At 36.4% G+C, this 26,719-nt stretch carries 20 protein-coding genes; 14 read left to right on the top strand and 6 right to left on the bottom strand.

Features of this window, described 5'->3' with window-relative positions:
• Positions 1 to 6 precede the first annotated feature (6 nt).
• Positions 7 to 780, bottom strand: a complete 774-nt coding sequence (gene gloB, locus FJR04_RS15385; protein WP_168496273.1) for a hydroxyacylglutathione hydrolase — start codon at positions 778 to 780, stop codon at positions 7 to 9.
• A 336-nt stretch (positions 781 to 1,116) separates the two neighbouring features.
• On the opposite strand from gloB, the gene FJR04_RS15380 reads away from it, so the two are divergent.
• From FJR04_RS15380 to FJR04_RS15340, 9 genes are read left to right on the top strand one after another with little or no spacing between them, the layout of a single operon-like run.
• Positions 1,117 to 2,157, top strand: a complete 1,041-nt coding sequence (locus FJR04_RS15380; RefSeq protein WP_168496271.1) for a glycosyltransferase family 2 protein — start codon at positions 1,117 to 1,119, stop codon at positions 2,155 to 2,157.
• 56 nt (positions 2,158 to 2,213) lie between these two features.
• Entirely contained in the window at positions 2,214 to 3,269 is a 1,056-nt protein-coding gene (locus FJR04_RS15375) for a glycosyltransferase family 4 protein (RefSeq protein WP_168496269.1), read from the top strand.
• Positions 3,270 to 3,295: 26 nt separating this feature from the next.
• Complete coding sequence (locus FJR04_RS15370; RefSeq protein ID WP_168496267.1) at positions 3,296 to 4,129, top strand: polysaccharide pyruvyl transferase family protein; 834 nt, start codon at positions 3,296 to 3,298, stop codon at positions 4,127 to 4,129.
• Positions 4,130 to 4,142: 13 nt separating this feature from the next.
• Positions 4,143 to 4,508: a hypothetical protein gene (locus FJR04_RS15365; protein ID WP_168496265.1), complete on the top strand. Its 366-nt coding sequence runs from the start codon at positions 4,143 to 4,145 to the stop codon at positions 4,506 to 4,508.
• Positions 4,509 to 4,513: 5 nt separating this feature from the next.
• Positions 4,514 to 5,665: a glycosyltransferase family 4 protein gene (locus tag FJR04_RS15360; RefSeq protein WP_168496263.1), complete on the top strand. Its 1,152-nt coding sequence runs from the start codon at positions 4,514 to 4,516 to the stop codon at positions 5,663 to 5,665.
• A 57-nt stretch (positions 5,666 to 5,722) separates the two neighbouring features.
• Positions 5,723 to 7,972, top strand: coding sequence for an ABC transporter ATP-binding protein (locus FJR04_RS15355; RefSeq protein WP_168496261.1), 2,250 nt, complete (start codon positions 5,723 to 5,725; stop codon positions 7,970 to 7,972).
• Positions 7,973 to 8,026: 54 nt separating this feature from the next.
• Positions 8,027 to 8,980, top strand: coding sequence for a glycosyltransferase family 10 domain-containing protein (locus FJR04_RS15350; protein WP_168496259.1), 954 nt, complete (start codon positions 8,027 to 8,029; stop codon positions 8,978 to 8,980).
• 37 nt (positions 8,981 to 9,017) lie between these two features.
• On the top strand, positions 9,018 to 10,016 hold the full coding sequence (locus tag FJR04_RS15345) for an Npun_R2821/Npun_R2822 family protein (protein WP_168496257.1): 999 nt from the start codon (positions 9,018 to 9,020) through the stop codon (positions 10,014 to 10,016).
• An 11-nt stretch (positions 10,017 to 10,027) separates the two neighbouring features.
• Positions 10,028 to 10,957 carry an Npun_R2821/Npun_R2822 family protein gene (locus tag FJR04_RS15340; RefSeq protein ID WP_168496255.1) on the top strand — a complete coding sequence of 310 codons (930 nt, stop codon included), beginning with the start codon at positions 10,028 to 10,030 and terminating at the stop codon, positions 10,955 to 10,957.
• Positions 10,958 to 11,166: 209 nt separating this feature from the next.
• On the opposite strand, the gene FJR04_RS15335 is transcribed toward FJR04_RS15340, so the two are convergent.
• Together FJR04_RS15335 and FJR04_RS15330 are read right to left on the bottom strand one after the other, a co-directional pair.
• On the bottom strand, positions 11,167 to 11,547 hold the full coding sequence (locus FJR04_RS15335; RefSeq protein WP_168496253.1) for a hypothetical protein: 381 nt from the start codon (positions 11,545 to 11,547) through the stop codon (positions 11,167 to 11,169).
• A 46-nt stretch (positions 11,548 to 11,593) separates the two neighbouring features.
• Positions 11,594 to 13,270, bottom strand: a complete 1,677-nt coding sequence (locus FJR04_RS15330) for an AarF/ABC1/UbiB kinase family protein (protein WP_168496251.1) — start codon at positions 13,268 to 13,270, stop codon at positions 11,594 to 11,596.
• A gap of 303 nt (positions 13,271 to 13,573) precedes the next feature.
• Between FJR04_RS15330 and FJR04_RS15325 the strand changes: the two genes are divergently transcribed.
• The 3 genes from FJR04_RS15325 to FJR04_RS15315 all read left to right on the top strand — a co-directional run bounded on the left by FJR04_RS15325 (position 13,574) and on the right by FJR04_RS15315 (position 14,629).
• Positions 13,574 to 14,023, top strand: coding sequence for a hypothetical protein (locus tag FJR04_RS15325; protein WP_168496249.1), 450 nt, complete (start codon positions 13,574 to 13,576; stop codon positions 14,021 to 14,023).
• A 145-nt stretch (positions 14,024 to 14,168) separates the two neighbouring features.
• Positions 14,169 to 14,411, top strand: a complete 243-nt coding sequence (locus FJR04_RS15320) for a type II toxin-antitoxin system HicB family antitoxin (RefSeq protein WP_168496247.1) — start codon at positions 14,169 to 14,171, stop codon at positions 14,409 to 14,411.
• Entirely contained in the window at positions 14,411 to 14,629 is a 219-nt protein-coding gene (locus FJR04_RS15315; protein ID WP_168496245.1) for a type II toxin-antitoxin system HicA family toxin, read from the top strand. The genes FJR04_RS15320 and FJR04_RS15315 overlap by 1 nt, the downstream gene beginning before the upstream one ends.
• 18 nt (positions 14,630 to 14,647) lie before the next feature.
• Here FJR04_RS15315 and FJR04_RS15310 read toward each other — a convergent pair whose 3' ends face one another.
• Both FJR04_RS15310 and FJR04_RS15305 read right to left on the bottom strand, forming a co-directional pair.
• Positions 14,648 to 18,391 (bottom strand): tetratricopeptide repeat protein, encoded by a 3,744-nt coding sequence (locus FJR04_RS15310; protein ID WP_168496243.1) that lies wholly within the window; start codon positions 18,389 to 18,391, stop codon positions 14,648 to 14,650.
• Positions 18,392 to 18,500: 109 nt separating this feature from the next.
• Entirely contained in the window at positions 18,501 to 21,074 is a 2,574-nt protein-coding gene (locus tag FJR04_RS15305; RefSeq protein ID WP_168496241.1) for a M1 family metallopeptidase, read from the bottom strand.
• 815 nt (positions 21,075 to 21,889) lie between these two features.
• On the opposite strand from FJR04_RS15305, the gene FJR04_RS15300 reads away from it, so the two are divergent.
• Together FJR04_RS15300 and FJR04_RS15295 are read left to right on the top strand one after the other, a co-directional pair.
• Entirely contained in the window at positions 21,890 to 23,548 is a 1,659-nt protein-coding gene (locus FJR04_RS15300) for a DUF3352 domain-containing protein (protein ID WP_168496239.1), read from the top strand.
• A gap of 292 nt (positions 23,549 to 23,840) precedes the next feature.
• Positions 23,841 to 25,622: a M61 family metallopeptidase gene (locus FJR04_RS15295; protein ID WP_168496237.1), complete on the top strand. Its 1,782-nt coding sequence runs from the start codon at positions 23,841 to 23,843 to the stop codon at positions 25,620 to 25,622.
• A gap of 138 nt (positions 25,623 to 25,760) precedes the next feature.
• Here FJR04_RS15295 and FJR04_RS15290 read toward each other — a convergent pair whose 3' ends face one another.
• Complete coding sequence (locus FJR04_RS15290) at positions 25,761 to 26,501, bottom strand: 2-phosphosulfolactate phosphatase family protein (RefSeq protein WP_168496235.1); 741 nt, start codon at positions 26,499 to 26,501, stop codon at positions 25,761 to 25,763.
• Positions 26,502 to 26,719: the final 218 nt, after the last annotated feature.

The following is a 26,719-nucleotide window of genomic DNA, read 5'->3' as shown; positions in this document are numbered from 1 at the left end:
GAAATATTAAAACTTATCCTTCATTCCCCGAATCCGCGCAAAGGTTTGGACTCTATCATCACTCTTTGCTGTTCTTTGTAGGGATGGACTTTCCCAACGCAAAAAAGGATTTGTGAGTTTTTCGACTCCCAGAATTGATGGAACTGTTGGTTTATTAGCCTGACGTTGAGCTTGAACTTCTTGATAGCGTTTTTGTAAATCCACATTGTCAGCATCTACAGTCACAGCAAAACGCAAATTGCTTAAAGTGTATTCATGGGCGCACCAAACGCGAGTATGATCAGGTAAAGCCCGCAGTTTACTTAATGAATCTAGCATTTGCCCTGGTGTGCCTTCAAATAAACGACCGCAACCCCCCGCAAACAATGTATCACCACAGAACAATTCTCCCGGCTCTCCTGGGCTTTCTGGAGGGAAATAGTAAGCAATATGAGCGCGGGTATGTCCAGGAACGAAGAAAACCTCCGCCGTGCGATTTCCGAAGTGGACGCGATCGCCCTCCTGTAAAAATACCTGTTGTCCCGGAATTCTGCCCCGATCTTCCGCACCGCCATAAACTGTTACTTCGGGAAATACTTTCATCAACTCTGTATTACCACCCACATGATCACCATGATGATGGGTATTAAAAATAGCCACTAAATCAACCTTCAGTTTTCTAAGTTCCTCTAAAACTGGTTGCGCTTCGGCTGGATCAACTACAGCAGCGATATTCTGTTGGCGATCGTGCAGTAAAAAGATATAGTTATCGGAAAGCACCGGTAGACGGATTACTTGCATTAGCTTTTTTTACCCCACAAATAAAGATATGATTAGTATTTATCAATGATCCTATCCCATATATTCCTTAATTCAGCAACGCCAATATTACTTGTATTTTGTTGATGTTATCTGTAAGTTTTTATAAATTATGGTAGTATAATGCTGTACCTGTGGTCAGAAAATACAAAAACAACTAGCCATGAATACGCACGAAGCATTAGTAATTTTATTTACTTTTGTTCTGTACTTTGGTATTTTAAAAATAGCCAATTAGAAATCCCCCAGCTTCTAGCCGTGGGGAGTTATCAATCGTAATCAATAAAATTTTTACTTACTAGCAGGAATTATTGAAAGATGACTCCACTTGTATCAATTATTGTAAATTGCTTTAATCAAGGTCACTACCTAGAACGTTCAGTCAAAAGTGTATTGTCACAAACCTTTACTGATTTGGAATGCCTGATTGTAGATGATGGTTCTACCGACAATACTCGTCAGATAGCTGAAAATTTGATCACTATAGATAAGCGAGTTAAATACTTCTTTAAAGAAAATAGTGGACTACCATCATCTCGAAATTTCGGTGTTCAACAGGCTCAAGGAGAATGGATTCAATGTCTAGATTCTGATGATTGGATTCATGAAGACAAAATTAAATTTCAGTTAAGTCATTTAGAGCAAATCAATAACAGCAATAGCGAAAATATAGTTTTTTACTCAAATTATGAACGAGTATTTATAGATGCTCAAGAAAATATTGTTAACACTCAGGAAAATATTATCGGTTCACTGAATAAAGATCAACTAATTCAACGTTTACTCATACCTGACTTCCTCGCTGATTCACCTCATCCTTGTCTTCAGCAAGCTATGCTTATGAACAGAAGCATCTTGAATAAAACAAAGTTTCCTGAACATCTCAAAGCATTAGGTGATAGATATTTTGCAGTAGATATTCTAAAATTGGGTGCAAATTTCATTTATACTCCTATGGTTGGTGCTTACTATACCAAGCACAAATCAAACAGAACTAATAATTGGAATTACATGAAAAACTACTATACAATTTTCTATGAAAATATAGCTCAAACATATCCAGAACTAAATCAAAATTGTCAAATTGGTATTGAATACTTACTCGAAGAAGCCATCAGAGAAAAAGATCAAGATTTATTTAATAGATTAATAGAAATAGTTCCTACACCAGTTTATTTATTCGATAAAAAAATCAAAACAACTAACGCAGCTTCCATAAAAATATTAAATGCCTTAAGATCAATTACACCCAATTTTCTACTCTATGAAAAATATCGGGGTCCACGCTCAAAAAAGCTCATATCTTTTGTATCAGGAAAAATAAAATCCGTCAAAAATATACTTAGTTTACCTCAATGAATAATCCTTGGATTAATTTATTTAAATAAATTGTAAAATATCTCTAACAAAATTACATGATTCCTATCAATATTAAAAATCAACTCAAAAAAATTAAGGATCAGATAGAAAAAACATTTTCTAGACCCGTTCACATCATACCTTATGGACTTTCTTACTTAAAATTTTTGACAGAGAAATGGAAGATTCGGTCGCACCCAGAAAAGATAGTAGAAGAGTATGACTTAGTATTTGTCGTCTTAGATTTAGCAAAGGGTTGGATACTTGAAGCTATATGTAGAGAAATCGCAACTTACTTTCCTGGTAAGTATTGCTTCCATTATTCGGAATTGTCTTTACCACCATCTAAAGCTTACTTTTTTGCACATTACTCTTTTTTACCAGTTTGCTTAAAACTAAATCCTCATATTTGGGGAAGTAAAACACTTGTATTTCACACACATCCCCGTACAGATTTGGAAATTAGTAATGAAGAACTAATTTATGCGATGAATAGAGCAACTAAAGTGATATGTATGTGTTCCCAATTCTCGAACCTACTAATTTCACAAGGATTAAAATCAGAGAAAGTTACCTATATTTTAGGTTCTGCTGATCCAAAAATTTTTCTTCCCCATGAACGCTCAAATGGTTCGGTAGGTTTCTGTACAGCCTTTTATTATCGAAAAGAACCTGAAAGAATTTTTAATATTATTCAAATGATGCCTGCAAGAAATTTTATTCTGCTGGGCAAAGGATGGGAAAAATACGAAAAATTTGCAGAAATGAAAGCATTACCTAATTTTTCTTATATTGAAGCTCCATATGCTGATTATCCTAAATATTATGCTCAAATGGACATCTTTGTTTCCACGGCCAAGTTAGAAGGAGGACCAATTCCATTAGTAGAAGCGATGATGTGTAATGTAGTTCCTGTAGCGAGCAAAACTGGATTTGCTCCTGATTTGATTATTCACGGTGAAAATGGATTTACGTTTGATATCAATAGTTCTGTTGAGACAATATGTGAACTAATTGAACAAGCATACAAAGTTAAAACAGATATCAGAAAGACTGTTGAAAATTTGAGTTGGGAACATTTTTCTCTCGAATTCCAAAAACTTTTAAACTAATTTGTAACAATTAGGAGCTTTAACTCATGCTACTTAATATTCATAGAAGAGATAATAATGTTGGAGATATAATGTCTTCTCCCCTGCGTTACTTTAAATTTCCTAAAGAAACACAAGCAATTGACATTATGACTGTGAACAACCCAGAAATCTTGAAAAATAATATTATTATCGGTGGAGGTGGATTAATCGCCAGAGATTTCTTTACCGAAAAATTAAATTATATAGCTGATAATAGGAAGGGAAAATTAATATCTTGGGGAATAGGACATAATGGTTATGAAAATGTAGATAGAGAGTTAAAATATCCTCAATATATGGATAAATTCGACTTGCATGGAATTAGAGATTATAACCAAGGCTTTAACTATGTTCCTTGTGTAAGTTGTATGAGTAAGCTTTTTGATAAAAAATATAACGTAAAACATGAATTTGCAATTTATAAACATGGCAATTCAAACTGGAAACTTCCCATGAATGAACTCAATTTTCCAGTAATGGAAAATCACCAAGTTAATTATAAACCTACAAAAATCAATCAACTGTTTAACTTATTTAGCCCAGATGATTTTCAAGTTAGTTTTAGTAAAATCATCAAATTTTTAGGCGAAGCTGATACAATTTTAACTAATACCTATCATGGGATGTACTGGGGAATTTTATTAAATAAAAAAGTTTTGGCTTTTCCATTTTCGACTAAATTTTATACTTTGAAGTATAAAGTTCCTTTTTGTGATCCCCTTAATCCAAATGATTGGCAGGATAAACTACAGGAAGCACGTAGGTATCCAGATGCCTTAGCAGAATGTAGAGATGCAAATCAGCAATTCTATCAAAAAGTTATAGAACTTCTCAATTAAGTGAGGAAAATACATGAAAGCTGTAGTTACATTGTGTGTTGGAGATGCTGCAAATCGCCGCGGTGAAATTACTCACCCATTTTTACGAGCTTATGCGGAAAAGATAGGAGCAAATTTTGTAGTAATCAACAATCTCAAGATGGGTTTTGATGTTCCTTATTTTGAAAAATACCAAATTTCTAATTTAGTTTCCAAACATCATCTTCAAGTATTCGCTAAAGATCATCCTTTTCAAAGCTATATTATCCACTATACGGGCAAGGGTCATAGAAAACAAGGCACTAAAATAGAGCAAATTAAAAAAGATTTATCAATTATTAATAATAAAGTTCTAGCCGCTATTATTTCCATGCTGCCATTTATTGAACATTTGTTTTAAGAACTATGAAAATCTCAATAGTTGTTAGTGATTTATCTGGTGGTGGAAGCGTTAGAGCATTTTTATTAGCTCAAACACTTCAAAAAATATCTTATGAAGTAGAGGTAATAGGATTTTTATTTGGACAAGAACTATATGCTAACCCGCCACGAGGAATACCCGTTGTTTCAATTCCAGGTAAAAACTATCCTGAGTTTTTCGGATCTGCCAAGCAGCTTTTGCAAAAAATAGATGGTGATATTATTTATGCAGTTAAACCAAAGCCAACGAGTTTTGGTGTTTCTCTCCTCAAGAAATTCACCGGTTCACGTCCTTTACTATTAGATATGGATGACTGGGAACTTAGTTGGTATGGAGGATTTGAATGGAAGTATAATCCTGGTATCAAACAACTTTATCGAGATATTTTTAAACAAAATGGTGCATTGAAATTTCCTGATCATCCACTTTATATCCAGTGGATGGAAAGTTTAGTAAATCGTGCTAATGGAGTTACAATAGATACTCAATTTCTTCAAGACCGATTTGGTGGTGCTTATTTGCCTAATGGTAAAGATACTGTTATGTTTGATCCAGGTAAATATAATGCTGAAGTTAGCAGAAAGCGTTATGGGCTGGAAAACTATCGAATCCTCATGTTTCCTGGCGCACCAAGACCTCATAAAGGAGTTGAAGATGTTTTAACAGCTTTAGATATATTAAATCAGGAAGATTTAAGATTAGTAATCGTTGGTGGCAGTCCTTATGATGATTACGATAATCAACTAATCCAAAAATGGGGACGTTGGATTATTAAGCTACCCAAGTGTCCTGTAGAAGTTATGCCGGAAATTGTCACAGCCGCTCATGTAGTAGTTGTTCCGCAACGAGATAGTATAATTGCTCGCGCTCAATTTCCCCTCAAATTGACAGATGGAATGGCCATGGCTAAACCTGTTTTATCAACAAGGGTAGGAGATATTCCTGATATTTTAGGAGAAACTGGCTATCTAGTTGATCCTGGTTGTCCTGAGCAAATTGCCGAACAAATTCAACTTATATTTGCAGATTTGCAGCAAGCAGAAGCGCGGGGTAGAAAAGCAAGAGAAATATGTGTAGAAAAATATAGCTTAGAAACTATGGCATCTACCCTGGCTGGTGTCATTTCCCGCTTATAGTTAAGACAACCTAATTTATGAACATTAACACTTAGTAAATTCTAATCAAAACAGCCAATGTCTAACAGCAAGTTACTAATACTAAGATTTGCTAAACCTTATCCGTTCAGGATATTTTTTACCATCTTATTGGGATTTTCAGGGGCTTTATTTAATGGGGTGAGTACGGCACTCATCGTTCCTATTATCCTGAAAATCGTGGGACAGCCTGTTGATTTAACAGGCGCTCCACCAATTATTAAAGCATTTATTACTCCTTTTGATTCTATTCCAGAGAATTACCGCCTATGGATAATGACTGGATCAATTATATTAACAATACTTTTAAAAAATGTTGCTAATTATGTGAGTGCATTGGTGTCTAGTTCTTTAAGTCGGACTTTGACATCTGATATGCGAGAAGCTGGATTAAAAATATTACTTGAAGTTGACATAGACTATTACGCTAAAACGAAAGTTGGTGATTTGATCAATAGTCTGGGTGGAGAAATTAGTCGTGCAGCTACGGCTATAGGCAATTTCATGAAATTGATTATCATCGTCATTACAATTTTAGTTTTTGTTGCTTTATTATTATCAATTTCCTGGGAACTAACTATTGCAGCTACAATTTTATTGTCCTTTGTAACTTTAATAAATCAGTACGCAATTTACCAATCAAAAAATTTGGGTAAACAGCTTTCAGAAATATCTAAAGCTTATTCTATTGCGTTAATGGAAATATTAAATGGAATTCGTTTAGTTAAGGCAACTGGGAATGAAGATAGAGAATATAACCGATTAACAAAACTAATTCGTGATCGAGAAGAAGCAGATTTTAAATCTCAAGTTAATTCTCAAGCAATTGCGCCGATTAGTGAGGTAACGGGCATTATTTCTTTAATGCTGATTGTAGTGATAGGACGCACATTATTTGCCAATCAAATCTCTTCGTTCTCAACAATTTTAATTACATATTTAATATTATTGTTGAGATTGCTACCATTTATTTCTCAATTAAATTCTCTCCGCAGTAGTTTTGCGAATACATCTTCTAGTGTGGATATTGTCGCTGATTTTTTACTATACGGTAACAAGCCGTTTATGAAAACCGGCACTATTTTATATGAAAAATTAAAAAAAGGAATACATTTTAATAATCTCTCTTTTTCCTATCCTAATCATAAAAATCCAGTTCTTCAGGATGTAGATTTATATTTACCCAAAGGCACTACTCTAGCTTTAGTAGGTGGTTCAGGTGCAGGTAAATCCACTATAGCATATTTACTACCAAGGTTTTATGATCCTACATCTGGTTGTATTACACTAGATGGTAGAGATTTACGGGAGTTTGATCTGAAATCAGTCCGTAAATCTATGGGGATTGTTAGTCAAGATACGTTTCTTTTTAATGATTCAGTACGAAGTAATATTGCCTATGCCAGAATAGATGCTAGTGACGAGGATATTATGACAGCAGCAAAACGCGCTAATGCCTATGAATTTATTAGTAAATTACCTGAAGGATTCGAGACAATCATAGGCGATCGCGGTGTCATGTTATCAGGAGGACAAAGACAAAGATTAGCGATCGCTCGCGCCCTCCTCCAAAACCCCGAAATCCTCATTTTAGATGAAGCTACCAGTGCTTTAGATACAGTTTCCGAACGGTTAGTACAAGCTGCACTGGATGAACTCAGTCGAGATCGTACCACCTTAGTGATTGCTCACCGACTTTCTACCGTCCGCAAAGCCGATCAAATTGCTGTTTTAGATCAAGGTCGTGTAGTAGAAGTAGGAACTCATGATGAACTTCTGCAAAAAGGTGGTTATTACTCCAATCTCTACTCAATGCAATTTGCAAATAAACCGGATATCTCCATAAAACGGAATCAAAGCTTACTCAGGATATCTTACGAAATCCGCACACAACTTAATTCAATGCTTGGGTTAATACAGTTATTACTTGATGATTTAGTAGACGATTATCAAGAGCGTCAAGAATTATTACAAGAATCCTATAAATCAGTATGGAGAATTCTCAACACTATTGATGTTTTTGATGATGTTATCAACAAACAAATAAAAGAAGGACTAGTTACATTTGCAGAGCAAAATCGTAGCACCATTACATCTCCCTACCACAACTTTAATAGTATTTTTGAAGAATTTCGTACCTGCTTAAATCCCGTATTTACTAATATACGTATCCTCGAAAATAATATGATAGAAAATCCCCAATCACAAAATCAAGTTCTTACAGAAGCTTATGAAGCTGCTATCTATCTTCTGAGAAATTTAGAAAAACTGGAAGAAAGTATTAAATAAAAAAAATACCCCTACCAAATCTATAACATCAATAAAAATATGAGTCAAAGAAATATGAAAACAATCGGCATGATTAGTAGCTATGACAATCTTAATAAAAGAGGAGATTGGCTATGGCAACAAACTCCAAATGAATTTGGAATTTGGGAAAATATCCAAATGCAAGCATTAGCAAAAAAACCAGATTTTTTACTAATGTACCAATTTGATTTTCCTAAACCCCCATCTCCACAATCTTTATTAGATCGCTTACGAAACCAGCCAAAAAAAACAGAACTCAATATTAATTCTCTCCTGCGTGGAATTAGTAAAGAAAGAATTATTTATTTATTACGAGAACCACCGTTATCAGAAATTGTAGAAATCAATAAATATAACTACCAGCAAGCTGATAATTATTGTGGTTATATTTCTGGACCTGATGATTTTGCGCCCATACCCGATTATATGCCCGCAATTTGGTATCTTTCTAACTCCTTTCGAGAATTAGATGAAATGCCACCATTTAAAAAAGTGAAAACTTGTAGTTGGATTACTTCCGGTATTAATAGAACTGAAAACCATCAAAAAAGATTAAATTTTTTACAATCCTTACAAAATAGTAATTTGGAAATTGATTTTTATGGGAGAAATTTACCATCATGGTCAAAAGATGCAGGAGAATTAGGAGGCAAATGTCATGGAATGTCGCCGTATTATTACAATCTGGCTATAGAAAATTATGCTGATAATGATTGGTATGTCAGCGAGAAACTTTGGGATAGTCTATTAGCTTGGTGTTTACCTATTTACTATGGTGGTTCAGCAGCAGATAAGTTATTACCTCCTGGTAGTTTTTTGAGATTACCTAGTTTGGACGAAAAAGGCATTGCTTACATTCAAGAAGTAACTTCTAGTCCCGATGCTTGGCACGATGCTAAAGAGGCGATCGCCGAAGCTAGACAAATCATCTTACATAAACTGAATTTACTTAACTGGCTATCAGAATTTGTCGCCAAATTTTCTTAGGTTTAAATTTATAAATTTACATTGTTTGGAATTATATATGGATGGTATCTGTACCCTTGCCAATGACAAAGTTTATGACCAACTTATTGCCCTGCTCAATAGTATAGAGGCAATTTATGGTCAAAAAATGCCTGTATGTATCTATCCTTATGATGGGAATACAGCGCAAATTACTACGGAAATTGCTAAACGTCCTCATGTACAACTTTACGATCGCCAAAATTCAATTGATAAATGGGATGAATTTGTTAAGGATATTTGGGATGCCCATCCTACAGCCCATAAACATTGGCAATCTATAGGTAAAGATAAATATCACCGAATTGGCACTCATCGGCGCTATTGTGCCTTCGATGGACCATTTGATCGTTTTGTTTATATGGATGCTGATACTTTATTAATCAGTCCTCTAGATCAGATTTTTGCAAAGCTAGAGCAAAATGATTGGGTAGTATATGATTTTCAATACACCGATTTATCTCATGTTTACGATATAGAATCAGTTAAATTAACAGAGTTATTTACATCTGAACAACTACAAACAGAAATATTTTGCTCAGGATTTTATGGTTCTAAAAAAGATATATTTCCTGAACCAATGCGTATTTCATTACTAGAAAAATTACGACAAGGAGAAGCAGAACTTCTCTATGACATGGCTCCTGATCAAACAATTCTCAACTATCTAGTAATGCGTTCAGGTATTTCCAATTATAATTTTGCCACTCATCTATCTCATCAAGAAAAAACAGGATGTTGTATAACCTCTCCCCATTTTCAGATTAAAGATAATCTCATTTATGATCAAGGTAATAGACTAACTTATTTACATTACATTGGCTTATCCTCAAAAATATTTAATCAAGTTTGCGCTGGAGAAAATATTGATTTTCCTTACCGGGATCTTTTCTTGCACTATCGTTATTTGCACGAACCAGAACAACGACCAAAATTTACAACTAAACCAAAGGCTTATGATGCTCCTCCCAGTTTAGGAACACGAATTATCAGAAAATTAGGATTAAATAAAAAGTAGAGGATTAATTCATGACTAGGGGAATTTATATTATTGCTAATGATAAGGTGACAGATCAAGCGATCGCTCTCCTGAATAGCATTCGATTACATGATACTGAAACACCAGTTGTCATGATTCCTTATGATGACAATTATCACGCTATTGCTGATATTCTGGGGGAAAATTATGGCGTAAAAGTTTACGAAGACTTAGATTTTATTGATCGTCTTTCCCAAAGATTATACGAAACCTTTGGGGGTAAATTTTTTGCTCGTCCTAATCAATTTCGTAAACAAGCTTGCTGGTTTGGAGAATTTGATGAATTTTTGTATATTGATACTGATATTGTTGTCTTTGAAAAAATAATTGATAATCTTAATTATTTAGCAAATACTGACTTTATCTGTTGTGATTATCAACATTTAGGGGGAATTAAAAACGTTTTTAGCTCCCAAGTCCTAGAAAATAAAGTATTTACAAATAATGAAGTTAAAGAAATTTTCAACGGTGGTTTTTGGGGTTCTAAGAAAAACTTAATTTCCGAAAATGACTTGTATGAAACATTTACCGAATGTGCATCCCATCCAGAATACTTTGATTTTTCTGAAAAAACCTCAGATCAACCAATTATCAACTATATGCTACTAAAGCGTATTCCCCGGCGTTTTAACATCGTCCGTAGGGAAGGTAAAGGACCAGGAAATTGGGGAGGAACACCACATTTTCAAATTCAAGGTAATACCTTATTTGATCCAACAGTCAATCAACCTCTACAATACATTCATTGGGCAGGAATTAAAATTCAACCAGGTTGTCCATATTGGGAAATTTGGGAATATTATCGGAATTTGCATCCTAGTTTACCACCTGCTACTATTCCCGCACCTGTAAAAAAAAGTCAGTTGCAAGAAACTGTTGATAATGTCAAAAACCAAATCCGGCAAATAAAAAAGAAGTGATTAAGTAGGTAGATGCTAATCAACCCAACTATGTAACGAACTGTAAATTATCCAAAACTCCTGGGATTGCTGCGTTCCACTCGCAATGACATAGTTATAAGTTTTCCCACCTACCTACTTAGCTATTTTGATGAAATAGGTAAAAAGCCAAATATAGAGTTTGAATGTAGAGACGTTTCTTAAAAAATCTCTACATATTGATTTTATATCTAAGACCAAGAATCTAAATCTAAAGATTGCATTCCTTGGGTTTTAACATAATCTAACAAACCTCCTAACTGCCACCAAACAAATACACAAGTTAGCAGACTCATTGGTAAACCCACACCTACAGCTAAACCAGAGGGAAAACCAAATATCTCTAAACCACAAGAGAGAAATAAACAAACACCAGCAGTAATCCCAAAGAATGGTACTAATAATTGTTTATAAAAAGAACGGGTATTTGTTTTCTCTTCAGTAGACTTATCCTTTGGCCATTGCTGGACAATTACTTTTAATGTTCCAGATAAAGCTATGCCAGAAGTTAAAGCAGTGAGAAAACCAACTAATAGTAAAAAGTAAGGCGGTTGCAGAGGGTAATAGTACATTAAAACTCCTGAGTGTTATTAAAATTCGTTTTTATTAGCAGAGGGATTATTTAGGCAAAATAGCAGCTACACCTTCTTTTGAGAACTCGGTTAATAGGCTAATTGCAACATTTAGTAAGCGATTTGGTGGTAAATCATCCTTGACTAAATCCCATAGACGTTGGACTTCTTCTGTGTGTAAACGGTCATCTTCAGTGAGAGCTAATACCAACTGACGACGGAGAAATTTACCTTCTTCTGAAAGGATGAATTCCAAACCCATTTTTGCTGTTGGTAAAACATCAAATTGGCTATCAGTCCGAGCAATGGTAATGAGGTTTTCTAACCTTTGCCACTGGAATTTACCATCTTTAAACAATACATTCAATAACCGCCGCCGCAATGCTGGAGATTCGCCAGTTAATAACCGCCGGGCGATATAGGGATAACCCACTTCCACAATTTTGAAATTGGGGTTGAGACTGAGAGCAATACCTTCTTGTGTCACCAAAGAACGAATAATTAAAGCAAACTTCGCCGGTACACGGAAAGGATATTCATACATCAATTCCGAAAACTCATCAGTAATGGTTTTGAAGTTAAAGTCCTTGACATTTTTACCAATAGCGTTTCCTAGTACAGCTTCTAAAGCCGGCACAATAGGAGCAATATTAGTATTTGCTGTTAAAAAGCCCAATTTGACAAAATCTTCAGCTAAATCGGTGTAATCCTTATTGACCAAATGCACTAAAGCATCAACTAAACTTTCCTTAGTTGTTTCTTCCAACTGATCCATCATGCCAAAGTCAATGTAAGCCATGCGACCATCGGGCATAGCGAACAAATTGCCAGGATGAGGATCGGCATGGAAAAAACCATGCTCTAATAGTTGTTGCAAACCTGTAGTGACACCAATTTGAATAATGTCCTCTGGGTTGAGACCTACCGCTTGGATATTTTGAGTATCTGTGAGTTTAAAGCCGTTAATCCATTCCAGTGTTAAAACATGATTACTGGTATAAAGCCAATAAATACTAGGAATTTTTACTTGAGGATCATTACGGAAATTATGGGCAAATTTTTCCGCATTGCGGCCTTCATTGATGTAATCAATTTCCTCAAATAACTTTGTGCCAAACTCATCAACAATTAAAGTTAAATCGTGACCAAGATTCAGCGGTAGCCAAGGAGCAAGCCAACTGGCAGCCCAACGCATGAGATACAAGTCTTTTGTCAGTAAAGGGCGTAAGTTGGGGCGTTGTACCTTCACAGCCACTTCTTCACCACTCAGTAACCGTCCCCGGTAGACTTGACCCAAACTAGCCGCTGCTACGGGTTGAGGGGAAAGTTCCCGAAAAACTTCGCTAATTGAGCGATCTAGCTCTGTTTCAATAATCTGGTATGCCAGACCATTATCAAAAGGTGGTAACTGGTCTTGTAGCTTGATCAGTTCTTCTAAAAAATCTTTGCGGATTAAGTCGGGACGAGTCGAAAGGGCTTGACCAACTTTGATAAATGTCGGACCCAGACGGGTGAGAAGGGTTCGCAACTCGGTAGCGCGTTTCCCTTGATTTTCCTCCACCTGATCTTGCCATTCGTCCCATTTGAGACTAAGTATAAATCCTGCAAAAGACCATAAGATTCTCAGTAATCGTCCCCAGGCTAACCAGGGACGGTAACGAAAGTAACGAGCGATCGCCTCTGGATTATACTGCTTTAATTCAGCAGGTTGATACTGACCCACGCCTTTATTTGCCTCTCCAACTGGGAAATTGATACATTCACCGTCATCCTGAATGCTAACTTAGTAGTTAACACAGGAAAATGGTAGTTTTTGCTCTAGTAAAGAAACTTTAACCACATCTAGGAGCAATAGGTGACGAACTAAGCCTATTTAGCTAGATTTATTTATCTATTTCTTAATTATACTTTATAAAAGTACAAACTTTTTGGTTATATCTGGGGTATTTTATCTTTTTTTAATGACTAATGCCTTTCCATAATGTAGTTAATTTTGACACCACTCAGTAAACAATCTCAATCAGCTATGCAAGTAACCAGCAGTGAAATCCAAGCTATGCGGGAATTAATGCCCGATTATACCCCCGGCTTGGAAGCAATGGCTCATTTAGAAAGGCATAATGGCGACATGGAAATGGCTTTTCAAGATTTATGGCAAGAAAAAAATGGTCAAGCCATGATGGTGGAAGGTAAATCTCTGTGGGATATCACCCTGAAAACTTTGCGAAATGAGCTTTGCGGTGATGACGGATTTCGTGGTCAAATCAAGGAATATACGAAAAATCCCGGTAGTTCTCCTCTACTCACAGGTGCAATAGTTTCTTTAGTGGGTTTAGCCTCATCTAGTGGTTTACCTCTTGATCCAGCGATCGCTACTGTTATAGTTTTGTATATCCTGAAAATAGGGGTAAATATCTTTTGCGATTACACAGAACCGCCGGTTGCTAGTGGTGGAACTTTACCCCCAGCCAAATAATTTATGATGTAGGGGCGGGGTTTCCCCGTCCTGGAATAGTCTATTACACAAATATATAGGATTTTAATTTTCAGCTTACAATGTCATCAGAGAGCTAGACTTGAGCTAAAAATTTGGATTACCAGAGTGAACATTAGACAAAAAAATGATAACAGAGTACATTCAAGCAGCCTTAAACCGAGCCAAATATGAACTTTTAGATGATGGTACTTTTTACGCTGAAGTCCCTGAATTACAAGGTTTATATGCCAATGCACCTACACTGGAAAATTGTCGGGAAGAATTAAAACAATCTTTGGAAGAATGGATTGTTTTAGGATTGCAGTTAGGACATAAGATACCTGAATTAGATGGTATTTACCTTTCTTTGAAAAAGGATGTAGCTTGATGCCAAGCTTTGGGGCTATTAGTCGCCGGGATTTAATTTATTACCTGAAACAACTTGGTTTTGAGGGTCCATATTCAGGGACAAGACATCAATTTATGGTTAGAGATGAGGTGAGATTAATAATTCCTAATCCCCATGAAGGAGATATTAGCAAAAGCTTACTAGCAAAGATATTAAAACAAGCTCAAATCAACAGAGATGAATGGGAAGTGCTTTAAAAAGTTATTAATTTCTAATCATTTCGGTAATCTCTCTAAAATCTCCCTCGCAATATTCGCCCTATATTCATCTTTATATTCAACATATATCTCTAAGGCTTTTTGTAAATTCACCCTCGCTTCTGTATAATCCTCCTGTGCTTCTGCAAGTAGGCCTAAATTCTGGTAAGTTGAGGCTTGAGAATAGCGATCTCCAAATTCGGTTTTGATAGCTAAGGCTTGTTGATAAAAGTCCCGTGCTTGGGCATATTCCCGCATTTCTTTGGTTACTGTTCCCAACTGGTGGTAAGTTCTAGCTTGAGAAAAGCGATCATCAGATTCGATAAATATAGCTAAAGCTTGTTGATAAAAGTCCCGTGCTTGGGCATATTCCCGCATTTGTTGGGCTACTATTCCCAACTGGTGGTATGTTCCAGCTTGAGAATAGCGATCACCAAATTCGATTTTGATAGCTAAAGCTTGTTGATAATAATCCCGTGCTTGGGCATATTCGCCTAACTCCTGGGCTACATTTCCCAAATTATGATAAGTCACAGCTTGTGAGTAGCGATCCTGATATCTAATTTTGATATCCAAAGCCTGTTGATAGTAATACAAAGCCTCTGTAAATTTTCGTGTTTCTTGGGCTATATTACCCAATTGTCCGTATGCCCTTGCTTGTTCATACGGGTCATCAAATTCGATATAGAGATCCAAAGCCTGTTGATAATAGTTTTGTGCTTCTTTAAACTCCCGCAATTCTTGGGTGACTCGTCCCAATTGGTAGTATGTAGCAGCTTGTTCATCTCTATTCCCATATTCAATTTTGATAGCTAAAGCTTGTTGATAATAAAGTTTTGTCTCCTTAAATCTGCGTATTCCTTGAGCAACTACTCCTAAATTATGGTATACATCTGCCTTCCAAAGTTGTTTTTGTTTTTTGTCTTCATACTGTAATGCATCATAAAGTTTCAAGGCCTTTTCGTAGGATTGTCTGGCTTGCTCGCACTGCTGTAATGACAGTTGACAATTACCCAATCGTTGAATTGCAAATGGAATTTGATAACCTAAATCACCCTTAATAAATGTAGTTGAATAATTATCTAAATGCTGACAAATTGTTGTTGCTAATTTTAGGTTACTAAGATTATCTTGACTTAATTCAAAATACTTATCTAAACATAAGTATATACTAATATCTTCTTGCTTATCCAAACAAATTTGTAACCCATTATATAAATTCTCATATTCTAAACTACAGAAAAATATCCCCAATTGTCGCTCTTGGGCATCTTTAGATTCCATTAACTCATCATAAGAACCAGCTAAACCTAAATAATGGGTTTTAAATCCCTCTTGCAAAGCTTCACAAGTTGCAGTATCAACCGTTGCTAATTTAGTTTTCAAAAAGTAGGGAAATACAGGCTGAATTGTTAATAGAGGTGAACCTGTCTCCATTGGGGATAATAAACCCCAGTTAATTGCCTCTTGAATAGCATCATCAAGTTTATCAAGCCGATAATTCTGAAAAAGCTCTAATTTCTGCAATTCATTGATATAATTATCAATACCATCACGAAGTATAAACCCACTAAAAGGAGCTAAACAAATCAGTAATTTTTGCGCTTCTGGTGATAAATTACTGTGAGAATATTCCACACATTTTAAAATACTCTTAGTCTTATCCTCACTAGCAACATCTAAATTTACATCCGCTGCTTGCAAACCCTGTAAAATTTCCTGTGGTGTTTGCTTTTGCAAATTTGCTAACACAACTTCCATTGCTAAGGGATAACCAGCTAACAATTTCATTAACTTCTGAAAATCCCCATCTTGGCGAATTTTCTCAATTTTGTGTGGAGGTATATTTGTTTCTAAAATCTTCTCCGCTAACTCCGTCCGCGCTTCTTGATCTAATCCTTGCAATTCATAAAGATTGAATTTAAAAGTTTGTTGCTGTAACCATTCTTCTTGACTGCGAGAACCAAAAACTACTAAAGTTTTACCACCAACCAACCGCCCAATAAAATCGCGGATTTGATTCTGTTCTAGTTCTGGTAATGTATTTTGAATTGCTAATTGTTGTCCTGTAATAGATTCTAAATTATCTAAAATCACAGCGTATTTTTCGGATTTAAATTTAGTGATTAATTCCCCTTGTTGCGCTATCAGATTCATTGCCTGAAACTCAGCTAATTTAAGTTTATCCTTCTCATTTTTATATAATTCCTGCCCAATGAAAAATAAAATTTGTTCGAGTGTCCAGGCTTTTTCATCATAACCAAAATAAAAGGCATTTTTAACAAAGTCGGTTTTCTGCCACCATTCCCGCAGATAATTTAACAGAGTTGTTTTTCCTGTTCCTCCCATACCCTGCAACAGCAAAATATTGTGTTTTAACAACGCCTTCTCAATTTTGAGAATTTCCAAATCTCGCCCGACAAAGCCATAAGTCGGTAAAGTAAACCGATATTCACTAGCAACAGTTTCAAAATATTTCTCTTTTTCTTCTGGTGTAAACTGACGTAAATTAAAATTCACCGACTGGTTATAATAAACCACAGGTAATAACCAATCTTCTAATTTAATCAATTTATTAAAATAGGCTTTGCGTTCCTTATCATTAAACAATTCTCGCCGACTTAATCTAATTGCTTCCGTGATGGGTTTATTTGCAAACAAATGTTTATACAAATGTTCCATCATCAACTTAGCCGCAGTCACGGTGACAGAATAACCCATTGCTACCACCATCTGCATTCCCGCACTCATCAACCGACTTCCTAAACTGGTTTCTCTGACCTCTTTTTCTGTGTTTTGTAGAGACGTTCCATGTAACGTCTCTACATTATTTAGATTATTTTGAGGGAGAGGTGATTTCACCTGTTTACCTGACTGACACGCATTGAGAATACATACAGGAATACCCTTACCAGTCAGCAAAGCGGCTAATTCCGATGCTTCTACCAAATCAAGCTTTCCCTGACTCTCTCCCTCAAACGCCAAAAACGCCTTCATACCCTCAAAAGGCTGCAAGTCATCCCGTCCATAGCGTCCTTTGAATAAATAACGATTAACTGCACCGGGTTTCTGCACCTGTTCATGAGTCAATAACGCCCCGTGCATATCCAAATGAATGATGTGATAAAAATTCGCGCCTTTGGCTTCCAAATGCTGAGATAATGCTTGATATGTGCCTGGACGCAGCAACTCCACCTTTACCCGCAATTGACCATTTTTGATCAACTCCAACATAGGACGGGAAATTGTCCGATAACCCACATCCTTTTCTTCATCAGGACGCGCTACCACTACCAGCAAATTAATAACTGGGGAAGGTTGCAAATTTACAGCCCCAACAGCAGAGTTAACGCTTTTTCGCAGCATTACACAATCTACAGCTAAAGGTCGGGGAAAATCTGGGTCTTGCAATGCTTCCCAATGTAATGCCTGAAATTCCGGCGTTTTACTAATTATTTCTATTTGTACTTGACCGAGATTATTTTTAAGTTGTTGATATTTGCTGTATGCTTTCCGATCTTGAAAAACTTGGTCAAACAGCTTTTCACCGTAGGTTTTAACGCTGTTTTTTGCCCTTTCAGCTTTGACTGTCCCAGTCATGGGAAAAACCAGCCACTCTTCAAAATACCATTCTAATTCGTGTTCTTCCTGGGGAGTAAAGGGGTCAGTAATGGTAATGTCATATTCACCATCGCCAAAACTGAGACTGGCTGCAAATCCTATTGCTGTTTGCTGTTGTTCCCGAATGGTAATCACTGGCATAAAAATGACATTCCCTAGATAATCTCATGAGGTGAATACAATTCACAGATTGAAACCCACGGAGGTGGGTTTTGCCTGTGTAGATGTGGTTTTTAACCACCTTTTTAACTTACTTGGATTTCGCTTCCAGATTTTCCAACCGACTTTTCAACTCCTGATTTTGCTGTTTAAGTTGATCTAGTTCCTCACGCAAATGACGTAGGGTTTTGTCTGTACCGATATTTTTTTGCACTTTAGCGACTTCTTCCTCCGCATAGCGACGGACACGGCCATCTGCGGTTTGATTGGCTAAAGATTGCAAAATACTAATGGCTTTTGGGGTTTCCATTTGTCCCAAGGCTGTCAAAACTGCTACCTGGGTTAAAAAGAAAGTCTCTCTGGCGATTTCCGCTAATCGATCTAAAATCCGTTCAATATTAGCGGGAGTTTGACCTCTGGAAATTTTCCCGACAGCGCGAATAGCTGCAAGGCGTAATGGTTGCGGTATACCAATTTTTGTGTATTCCAGTAGTAAATTTAAAGCCGCTTCCGAAGATTTGAATTCAGCTAAACCAGCTACAGCCCCACTCCGGACAACTTCATTCCAACCTGCCCGTTCTTCTAGCACAGATTTGAGTAACTTGATTACCTTATCTTCATGGGGTTTATCTTCTAAATGCGCCGCTGCGATCGCTGCAATAGTCCGACAAGCAGCAGCTTCTACATAGTAGCTTTCATCCCCATTCTGCACAAAACCCTTGACAGCTTTATAGCTAGTATGAGTTTTAATTTTTGATAGAGAATTAATGACTGCCTTCCGCACAAAGGGACTAGGATCATCTAAACCAGCCACTAAACCATCGAAAGCTTGATCTAATTGAATTTCTGCTAGTTCTTTAGCAACTTCGACTCGCACACCCCAAAAAGGATCATTTTTCAAAGCTGAGGATAGGGCTAAAGTAGCTTCTAATCCGCCTTTTTTGGCTAAAGCTTCCGCTGCATAAATACGAGAAATGGGATGAGGATCAAATTCTAATTGTGCCTTTAATTCAGAAATTGGGTATTCTAAAATGACAGTTTTTAAGTAATTATTACCAACATCAAAACTAATAAAATCAGGCTTTTGTGTTAAAGGAAAGTAAAAACTTTGTTCCTTTTCATGTACCCGGACTGTAAAAGTTGTTAGTTGTGGATTTTCTTTATATCCAAAACCAATGGGAATTCTGAGATTAAATAAATCCTTACTTTCGGCTTTAGCTTGGGTTTGGGTAACAGTCACCTTCGCTAAATTTGCATCTCCATCCCAGGAATAAGCTACCTTAAAATCAGGATGTCCACCACGATAGACATATTGATCAAACAGGAAAGCCAGATTGCGTCCTGTGGCTTTTTCAATAGCCCTTAATAAGTCTATGGTTTCGACAGTTTGATGAGCGTGATCTTGAACAAATGTTTGGATAGCTTGCCAAAATAATTCATCGCCCAATTCTGCCCGAATCATGTGATAAACACAAGATCCTTTTTCATAAATATGGCGGTCATAAAGTTCGATCGCTTCCCGGTAAACATGAGTTACCATTGGTCTGCGGTAACGACTGCTATCTTCATTGAGATAACTCCGCGCTTCCGACAACCGATAATATGCGGCTTCTTGGTCGCCATATTCATGTTCTGTCCACATCACCTCAGAATAAGAAGCCATACCTTCCTTAATCCAAGCATGAGACCAATGTTTAATCACCACCAAATCCCCAAACCATTGGTGTGCTAGTTCATGAACAACTAAACTTTCAGTATTGCGATTATCTAATACTGCACGTGCATCTAATAAACAGCGGTCAGTTAATAGAGTTGTGGAAGTATTTTCCATTCCTCCAAAAATAAAATCATCTACACAAACTTGGGCATATTTGGGGAAAGCGTAAGCATAACCATACTTTTGGCTCAAAAATTCGATCATTTGGGGAGTTTTGCCCATGCTGCGTTGAGCATCGGCTTCTCGCCCTTTTTCGACGTAATAGGTAACAGCTTTACCCTGCCACTCATCCCGAATTTCCGCAAAGTCACCAACAGCTAACGTCATCAAATAGGTAGGATGAACTTGTTGTTGTGACCAATGGTAAGTTTTGTATTTTTCTTCCTGTATAGTGTCAATTAGTTCACCATTGGAGATAGCCACCAAAGGGTTAGGAACACGGACGCGAATTTCTGAAGTTGATAATTGTCCAGGGTAGTCGAAACAAGGAAACCAAAAGCGAGAATCTTCGTCTTCACCTTGAGTCCAGATTTGGGTAGGCTTGTGGGGGTAATGTTTGTCTGGTTGAATAAAGTAAATCCCCCGTTGGGGTTTTTCGGCTGCATAGGCGATCGCAATTAACAAACGATGACCGATTTCTGTCGGTTGAGACAGTTGAATACACAGTTTTTCGCCATCATATTCAAACTTCTGCTCAACTTCGTCTACCTGGACAGACTTAATCTTGAGATTTACCGCATCCAAAGTTAACCTATCAATCCCATTACGGACTGGCAATAGGCGAATGCTACACGATCCGTAGCAACTTTGATTGGGAATATCCAAACTCAAATCCAGAAAAATATGCTCTACCTGTCCAGGTCGATCAGGGTTATAGTGTGGTTTTGCCCCTGGTAACTCAAACCGTTTGTGTGCGGTTTTTTCGATATCAAAATAAGACTGCGACATTGATAATTTCTAGCCTTCTAATCCTGAAACGTCTAATGGGATGTAAGTCATAATAAATAGCATTATCAGGTGCATATCCCCAGTCCAAATGACTGTTGACTAGAGACGTTACACCGGAACGTCTCTACAGGTTGGAGGATTTGATGTAATCTACCCATCTTCCACATCTGCATACCCTGATGTCAGCTTATATTTTGCACTGATACAAAAAATGCTAACAATCTCTCTGATGAAGTGTAGCGCAGTCTGACATTTTCTTACTGTTTGCTCCTAGTAGCGTCGGCGCTATTAAGTCCACAGATTGACAGATATTCTGCTACACTCAAAACCTTATAGTCTATGCACTCCTGGCTGCCTCGGATCAAATCGAGCTTGATCCGTGATCAATTGTTATTGAGTACAAATACTACCAATTTTTCATATATTTATTAGAATAGCTTGGAGGTGACAAATTGACTATTGTTTTCGTAAGGATTTAGGTTTAAACAATTGACAATTACCTCGCACTGCCAGAGTAAGGATTGAGAAAGAAGAATTTTTTGGCTTTTTTTTCCTTTCAAGCAGCGATGTTGACAAATGAAACATGATTTGCGGATTCATTCCTGACCATAGTGAAGTATTATTTAGAGCCAATTGTGAATTAACTTGGTGAGCCGAAACACTAAATTTTATCAGCAAATACCGTTAAATTAGCAAAGAATAATGATCAAAAAAGGATTAATAAGTCAGAATCTATTTAGATAAATTCCCGCACCAGGCAGTGAATATTTCATAAAAGTTGTTACAAATTTTACTTAAATAAGGATGTTCTACTAATGTCTGAAAAGAAATCATCGTTTTTAATTCCCGTAATTGGTACTACTGTAATCTTAGCGGGAGGTATAGCAGCTTATATGTACCTCAAAGGCGGTACAGAAAGTTCTAGCCCTTTAGGTAGTGCTAAGTTAGTACCCGCAACTGCATTAATGGCAACTTACATTGATACTAATCCTGAATCCTGGAATAAGTTGCAGCAGTTTGGTACACCTCAAGCACAGCAATTATTGACAAAAGGGTTAAAAGATTTCAACCAAGAAATATTGAGTGATAGTAAAATTTCTTACGAAGCAGATATTAAACCTTGGGTTGGTGGTGTGATGATTGCGGTACTACCACCAGAAGCGAAAAAAGTATCCCAGGCTAATTTACGCTCATCGGAAGAACCAAATATACTCTTGGTAGTAGGTATTAAGGATAAACTGGCTGCTCTAAATTTTGCCAATAAGTTGAAAGAGCAAAAAAATGTCAAAACTCAAGAATCAGACTACAAAGGGCAAAAAATTATTGAAACTAAAGGTCAAGGTCAGCCTACATATACAACAGTTTTGAATAATGACCACTTGCTTTTAACATCAAATAAACAAGCTGTAGAAAAAGCTATTGATACCTATAAAGGTGAACCTTCCTTTGCTACGAAAGAAGGGGCAAGTGATATTCTCAACAAAAGTGTAGATGTTAAGAATAGTCTAGCTCAAATTTATGTACCTGATTATGCCAATATGGTACAACAATTAACAGCTTTAAATTCTCAAACGAGACAATTGCCCCCACAAACTATGGCACAAATTAAACAAGTGAAATCACTTGTTGCCGCTGTAGGAGTAGATGACGCTGGATTGAGATTAAAAGCTGTGGTTAATTTAGATCCTCAACTGAATAAATTTCAATATGAAACCACACCCGCAAAAATAGTCGGACAATTTCCTGGTGAAACATTTGCGTTAGCAAGTGGCAAAGGGATTAGTAAAACGTGGCAAACTCTAGTTGAACAATCAAAAGATTATCCAGAATTAAATCAAGGACTTCAACAAGCTCGGAGTCAATTAAAAAATTTCCAATTAGATTTAGATAAAGATATTTTCGGATGGATGAATGGAGAATTTGGTTTTGGTGCGATTCAATCTAATCAAGGTTTATTAGCCAATGTCGGGTTTGGAGGTGCATTAGTATTGGATACGAGCGATCGCCAAACTGCCGAAGCTACCTTTACTAAACTCGATAATCTGGCTAAACAACAATCTCTCAATGTTGCTCAAAGAACAATTGGTGGTAAAAATGTAACAGAATGGCAAATTCCCCAACAAGGCGCTCTTCTGGCTCATGGTTGGCTAGATGATGATACTGTATTTCTGGCTATTGGCGGACCTATTGCCGAAACATTAGCAGATCGTAAAGGTCAAGCACTTGATCAAACTGATACCTTTAAAACTGTAACCAGTTCTTTGCAAACTCCCAATAGTGGTTATTTTTATTTAGATATGGACAAAACCGCTACCATAATTGAGCGTTTAGCCGCTCAAAGTCAACCTTTACCTTCAGAGGCTACTGCTATCCTCGCTTCCATTCGTGGACTTGGTGTGACTGTCACTAGCCCTAATAAATCAATAACTCAAATGGAAATGTTGTTGTCACTCAAACCTAGTACAGGTAAATAATATTCCTTTTATCAATTGACAATTGATAATTGTTTCATTCAAAAGTTTTCCATAACTCTTGTAGAGATGTTTTATAGAACGTTTCTACAATTTTTTTTCAGATATATAAACCGTGTTTACTTTGAAACCAATAGTTTTTTCGGAATCGGGTTTTATTCCCAAATCTTATACTTTTCCCAGATCCCTAGTTATTATACTCATTAAAAAGTAATCATAAACTTTTATTCCCATACTTGACGATTGACGATGAATTGTTAACTATAGATTAATAACTCAAAACTCAACAAGCAAAATGACTCAAGCAACAGCGTCTAATCTTCACAATCAAATTCTAGATATCTCTCCACAAATTCATTATTTAGTGGGAATGTCTCAACCAGAAACCCATTTATTTGAAATAACTTTAAAAATTGTTAACTACCCAAATTCAATTCTCGATTTAAAAATGCCAGTGTGGACACCTGGATCGTATTTGGTGAGGGAATATGAGAAAAATTTACAAGATTTTGCTGCTTTTGGTGACAATGAATCTTTATCTTGGCGAAAAATTAGTAAAAACCATTGGCAAGTAGAAAAAGGTGATGTTTCAGAAGTTACGATTACTTACCGTATATTCGCTAATGAATTAACAGTTAGAACAAATCATTTAGATCCTACTCATGGTTATTTTAATGGTGCAGCGTTATTTTTCAGAATCCCTAATTATGATCATTTACCAATTCAAGTAACGATAATTCCTCCTAATGAAAAGTGGCAAATTACTACAAGTTTATCAACAATTACAGAGGCAACTAATTCTTTTTTAGCAGCCGATTTTGATACTTTAGTTGATAGTCCTTTTGAAATTGGTGATCATCAATTATACAAATTTGCAGTTTTGGGTAAACCTCATGAATTAGCAATTTGGGGAAGAGGCAATTTTCAAGTACAAGAAATGATTGCAGATTTTGAAAAAATCATTGAAGTAGAGGCAAAAATGTTTGGTGGTTTGCCTTATGACAGATATGTATTTTTTCTGCATTTACTTCAGCAAGCTTTTGGCGGTTTAGAACATAAAAATTCTTGTTCTTTAATTTATCAACGGTTTGGTTTTCGGAATCAAGATAAATATGAACCGTTTTTACAATTAGTTGCCCATGAATTCTTTCATCTATGGAATGTTAAAAGAATTCGTCCTCAAGGTTTGGAAGTGTTTGATTATGATCAGGAAAACTATACACCATCTTTATGGTTTTGTGAGGGAGTAACCAGTTATTATGATTTAGTAATTCCTTTACGGGCAGGTATTTATAATACCAAGGCATATTTAAACTATTTGAGTAAGGAAATTACTAGATATTTAAACACTCCAGGACGAAAAGTACAACCTTTATCAGAATCAAGTTTTGATGCTTGGATTAAACTTTATCGTCCAGATGCTAATAGTGGTAATTCCCAAATCTCCTATTATTTAAAAGGAGAAATGGTGTCACTTTTGTTAGATTTATTAATTCGTGTACATCATGAAAATCAACGATCTTTAGATGATGTGATGCGGCAAATGTGGGAGGAATTTGGAAAAGCAGAAATTGGTTATACTCCTGAACAGTTAGAAGGAGTGATTGCATCTGTAGCTGGTATGGATTTAGGAGATTTCTTTCAACGCTATCTTTATGGATTGGACGATTTACCATTTAATCAGTATTTGCAACCTTTTGGTTTGCAATTAGTTGAAGATAAACGAGAAGAACCTTATTTGGGTGTGAGGACAAATACTGAAAATGGTAGGGAAATAATTAAATTTGTAGAATTAGGTTCACCTGCACAAAAAGCGGGAATTGATGCGGGAAATGAGTTACTAGCTATTGATGGAATTAAGGTGGGAAATCAGTTAAATGAAAGATTGAAGGATTATCAACCAAATGATTCTATCCAAATTACTGTTTTCCATCAAGATGAACTCCGGACTTATTGTGTCACCTTAGCTGCACCTATTCCCAATCATTATCAGTTAGTACCAGTCCAAAATCCTGATCTCTCTCAGCAAGAGAAATTTGCGGGTTGGTTAGGTACGTCTTTGACAAGTATTCGGTAATAAATGTTTGAATCAGGATGTCTAGGATTAAAGGATGTACAGGATGATAAAAAATATAGACAATTAAATCCTGCAAATCCTCAAATCTTGTCAATCCTGATTCAGACGATTAATTTTTTAGAAAAAAGAATTTTTGGGTTACTTATTTTGACTTTTTAATACTCCTGGTTCTTGCTGAATTGGTAAAATATCTAAAATATCGGTTTGAGAACAATATTTGAGGTCTTCTAAACATTCTAAACGTAACAATCGTTGACCATGACTAGCTTGATGAAGTAGTCCTAATAAGTCATTTTGCCATTGGGAATAAAGAGCGATCGCATTAATCACTTCATCATTACCACTAATTTCTGCTAGAGAACAATTAGTTTGTTTCCAAATACTATGAGCGATCGCTCCTGCACATACTGTATCTTCTAAAGAATAACTACCTTCCCAACCAGAACCAACAATCCAGACAGTTTCCGGTTGTTTTTCTAGGAGAAATTTGACTACGGCTGCTCGATTAATCAAAGCGGCTGCAAGGACAATTGGTGCATTCTGAATCCTTTGTAAGGCGCGAGTACCATTAGTTGTACTAATAAATAACCGTCGTCCAGCAACTAATTCTGCTGTGCAGTCTAAAGGAGAGTTACCTAAATCAAAACCAGCTACTTTACCACCTCCCCGTTCTCCAGCCCTTAATCGTTTTTCAGGAGGCCATTGTTCACTAACTTCTATCAGTTGATTTAAATCGCTGAAAACTTGGACAGCTTCGCCTCCAGCGGCTAAAACTGTGGCCATTGTACTAGTTGCTCGCAGAACATCAACAGCGATCGCACATTCTGGAACTGCATCAGTTGGGGTCAATTCGGGAGTGTGATATACAAATATCTTCACGTGCTGGCTACACCTACTTCATAAGACTGCGGTAATATTCTACCCACTTGATGTCACCAACTGTTTATACTAAAATATATCTCTTTATCAATACATAAATACTAAAAAATTATAAACAGCCTATTTATCAGGGTTTTAGGCTTGGTATTGCTTCTTCTAATCGCAAAGATAGAAAAAACTGGAGATGATCTAATAGCGTTGTTAGAGTGAGGTGAACT

This window comes from Anabaena sp. UHCC 0204 (assembly GCF_009711975.1).
In the GTDB taxonomy this organism is placed as follows: domain Bacteria; phylum Cyanobacteriota; class Cyanobacteriia; order Cyanobacteriales; family Nostocaceae; genus Dolichospermum.
This window is presented reverse-complemented; position numbering and strand designations above follow the sequence as displayed.